The following is a 2,595-nucleotide window of genomic DNA, read 5'->3' as shown; positions in this document are numbered from 1 at the left end:
CGCCTCCGACAGGACTCGACCCTGCGCGGCCGTCGGAACCGGCTCGCCGAGCCCGTGGAGCAGGGTCGGCGTCACGTCGACGACCGAGGCACCCTCCACCGTGGCCCCGGCCGCTATCGAGGGGCCGCGGGCGAAGAACACGCCCTCCGGGCGGTGGTAGCCGGCGATCCCGTCGGCGTCGACGACGGCCTCGTCGGCGAGTCCGGGCTTGACGTGGTACCCCTCGACGCCCTCGACGACCACGTCGGGGGCGAACTCGTCCTCCGGATTGAGGTCGTCGCCGTCGTGAACCGAGAGCACCGGATCGCCGGTCTCGGGGTCCGTGAGCGCCGAGAGCGCGGCCATCACGTCGGCCTTGACCCGGTCGCGGTCGGCCGGGTCGACGGCCCCGTCCTCGAAGCGATCGGTGTCGTTGACGTACACGCTTCCAAGCCCGTGGAGGAACGCCCGCGTCCGCTCGGAGTCGACGTCGTAGAGGGCGTGGTCGCCGGGGACGGTCCGGGCCGCCCTGTCGACGACGGACGCGGGGAGCCGCTCGACGAGCGTCTTGTCGTCGACGCCGATCCGCGCCAGCGCACTCAGGACGCGCGACTTCGTCATCCCGGTCCGCGAGAGCGCGGCCCGGAGTCCGGTCGGCTCCTTCGGCGTCAACAGCCCGGCGTCCGCTAGCGCCCGGTTCACGTTGACGATCCGCGAGACCGGCCCGAACCCGTGGTCGGAGACGACGTAGAGGGTCGCGTCCAGCCGGTCGCAGTACGCCATCACCTCCCCGAGGACCGCGTCCAGCTCTCGGTAGTGGTCCAGGAGTACGTCCTCGTCCCAGATCAGGTGTTGGAGCCGGTCGGGCGCGGTGAACGTGAAGAAGAACAGCCGCCAGTCCTCCCGCTCCATGAGCGACCGCAACAGCTCGCGGCGCGCCGCGAACAGCGCCGCGAAGTCCTCCCGGAACTCCTCGCGTCGGTCGTCACCGTACCGGTGCCACTTGAGGCCGACGCGGTACTCCGGAATGCGCTCGCGGATCTCCTCGCCCAACGCCGGCGGGTAGGTGAACCCGTCCGCGTCGGGCGTCGGCGTCATCATCCCGGCGACCATCGTCCCGTCCTCGCCGACGCCGCCGGCGGGGTACGTCATCGGGACGTTCGCGACGATCGCCGGCGAGAGCAGCTCCCACAGCGGGGGCACTCGGAGGTCCGTCCGGTTGTACGGCCGTTGGCTGTGGTCGGCGTCGAGCTTCGTGAACTCGTACAGGCCGTGGCGGTCGGGCCAGGTACCCGTCGCGATGGAGGGCCACGCGACCGGCGTGTTCGCCGGCGTCGTACTCCGGAGCGGTCCGGCGGCCCCCTCGGCGACTAACTGGGCGAACGCGGGTAGCTCGCCCGCCTCGGTCCACCGGTCGACGAGCGACCACGGGACGCCGTCGAGACCCAGAACGAACGCGCGGTCGCCGGCTTCGCTCACCGGAACCGCCCCCGTCGACACGGGTCGATCCGAATCATCGTGCCCCGCTTCGCGAGGGATCCCGTTTGTTATGCTTGTCATACTCGCCTGAGCCGTCAGTAACGGTCGGAAACGAACGTCACCCGAGGTCGAGCTCGAAGCGATTGGCGTGGGTCAGCGTCGTCCACCCGAGGATCCGCCGCTCGTACAGCGGCCGCCCCATCGACTCGACGACGCGCCGGAACTCGGAGCGGGACCACCGCGAGTGCGCGAGCTCGTACACCGACCCCGCCGCCGTTCGGTCCGCGTCGGTGTACCCGTTCTCGCCGGTCCCCCACTCCCACTCGTCGGCGTCGAGCACGTACGGCCGATGGCCTTCGAAGGCTCGGCAGAGCGCGCTCTCGTCGTCTCCCGGGAGGCGGTAGCCGTAGAGGTCGACGCCGTAGTGGCGGGCGATCTCCGCGGTGAGGGTCAGCGCCTTCAGCCCGTACACCGAGTACTCCAGCCCGTCGACCCGTCCGATCTCGTGTTTCAAGAGGCCGTCCGGCTGGAGCTGGTCGAGCGCGCGCTCGCGCCAGTCGCCGAACGCCAGCGACAGCGCGTCGCGGTCGTCGAGGTAGGCCGCCGCGGTCGCTCGCGCGAGGATCCACCAAGCGTAGATGTTGTTTTTGACCGTTCCGACGTACCGCTGTTCCCCTCGCCCGGCTTCGAGGTCAGCGAGGTACGTCTCGACCCACGTCCGGAGCTCCGCCCGGTCGGCCTCCGCGGTCGACCACTGCGGGGAGTCGCGGACGAGCGCTGCGCCGTACAGGAGCGTCGGAACGGTGATGTGGAGTTCGATCGAGAAGTACGTCTCGCCGAAGTTCCGACCGGAGGGATACATCCGCGTGTCGGGGTCGAGAAACCAGTGGTCGAGCAGCTCGATCGCCTCGCGGGCGAACCGTTCCTCGGACGTGAACGCGTACGCCAGCCCGAGGTCGCGGACCCGCGTGCCCATCTCGATCGCGGCCTGGTAGTCGGGGCGCTCCTCGCCGGTCGCGAACCGATTCTCGTCGACGCCGTCCGGAGAGCCGTCGTCGACGACGCTCGACGGCGTCGCGCCGAGCGCGCGCTCCGCGTCGCGCAGCTGGGCGTCGTACGCCGACCGCCAGGGCTCCT

Annotated in this window: 2 protein-coding genes; both read right to left on the bottom strand. The window is 70.7% G+C overall.

All coding sequences use genetic code 11. From position 1 onward, the window contains the following. On the bottom strand, positions 1 to 1,539 hold a 1,539-nt coding region (locus BN903_RS12805; RefSeq protein WP_195155806.1), incomplete at its 3' end, for an alkaline phosphatase family protein. A gap of 37 nt (positions 1,540 to 1,576) precedes the next feature. Then, positions 1,577 to 2,595, bottom strand: a 1,019-nt coding sequence (locus BN903_RS12800; protein ID WP_048078096.1) for an alginate lyase family protein, incomplete at its 5' end; no start/stop codon positions are given.

The organism is Halorubrum sp. AJ67, assembly GCF_000513435.1.
Note: the sequence above shows the minus strand (reverse complement) of the source record. Positions and strands in the feature narration are given on the sequence as shown.